This is a genomic window from Marinimicrobium sp. UBA4209 (assembly GCF_002381585.1).
GTDB classification, from domain to species: Bacteria; Pseudomonadota; Gammaproteobacteria; order Pseudomonadales; family Cellvibrionaceae; genus Marinimicrobium; species Marinimicrobium koreense.
Genome location: NZ_DFTP01000015.1, coordinates 1 through 1,048, shown reverse-complemented (window position 1 = coordinate 1,048; position 1,048 = coordinate 1). Strand labels below are relative to the sequence as shown.

3 protein-coding genes are annotated in these 1,048 nt (G+C 52.4%); all 3 read right to left on the bottom strand.

Features of this window, described 5'->3' with window-relative positions; genetic code table 11:
* The coding region (gene rpsC / locus B3187_RS02635) for a 30S ribosomal protein S3 (RefSeq protein ID WP_286804480.1) at nucleotides 1–416 on the bottom strand (416 nt) is incomplete at its 3' end.
* A 13-nt stretch (nucleotides 417–429) separates the two neighbouring features.
* Nucleotides 430–762: a 50S ribosomal protein L22 gene (gene rplV / locus B3187_RS02630; protein ID WP_024462479.1), complete on the bottom strand. Its 333-nt coding sequence runs from the start codon at nucleotides 760–762 to the stop codon at nucleotides 430–432.
* 28 nt (nucleotides 763–790) lie between these two features.
* The coding region (gene rpsS / locus B3187_RS02625; RefSeq protein WP_286804479.1) for a 30S ribosomal protein S19 at nucleotides 791–1,048 on the bottom strand (258 nt) is incomplete at its 5' end.

Below are 1,048 nucleotides of genomic sequence, written 5' to 3'. Positions count from 1 at the left end.
TGCACGGCACGCTTCATGGCACGGCGGAACATCACGCGGCGCTCCAGCTGCTGAGCGACATTCTGGGCAACCAGTGAAGCATCCAGATCAGGCTTACGGATCTCTTCAATGTTGATGTGCACTGGCACACCCATGCGCTCGCTCACTTCTGCACGCAGACGATCCACGTCTTCGCCTTTCTTACCAATCACGATGCCCGGACGGGCAGTGTGAATGGTAATACGTGCGGTATTGGCGGGACGCTCAATGTCCACGCGGCTTACAGACGCGCTGGACAATTTGCCCTGAATGTAAGAACGCACTGCCAAATCATTGTTGAGTTTGTCTGCGTACTGATCGCTGCCGGCATACCACACTGAGGTATGCTTCTTGACGATACCCAGACGAATACCTGTCGGATTTACTTTCTGACCCATAACGCCTGCTCTCTTACTGGTCGGCTACTTTAACGGTGATATGACAAGTGCGCTTAAGAATGCGATCAGCACGACCTTTAGCGCGAGGCTTGATACGTTTCATGCTCAAACCTTCATCCACAAAAATCGTGGACACTTTCAGTTCATCGACGTCGGCGCCTTCGTTGTGTTCGGCATTCGCAATTGCGGACTCGAGCACCTTCTTGATAATCGCGGCGCCCTTTTTAGGGCTGAATGCCAGAAGGTCCAACGCCTCCTCTACACCTTTTCCGCGAATCTGATCGGCTACCAAGCGCGCTTTTTGCGCCGACAGACGAGCACCGCTGAGTTTTGCTGCTACTTCCATCGTGTTACCTCGTAGGCACTATTAGCGCTTAGCGCTTTTTCGCTTTTTTGTCTGCGACATGACCGCGATAGGTGCGGGTAGCCGCAAACTCGCCAAGTTTGTGTCCAACCATTTCTTCATTCACCAGGACGGGCACGTGCTGACGACCATTGTGTACTGCCAGCGTCAGACCAACCATTTCTGGCATGATCATTGAGCGCCGCGACCAGGTTTTGATTGGACGACGATCATTTTTTTCGATCGCTGTTTCGACCTTCTTAATGAGGTGAAGATCGATAAAAGGACC

Coding starts and splice junctions, on each gene's coding strand:
- rplV (WP_024462479.1), bottom strand. CDS start 762: ATGGAAGTAGCAGCAAAACTCAGCGGTGCTCGTCTGTCGGCGCAAAAA.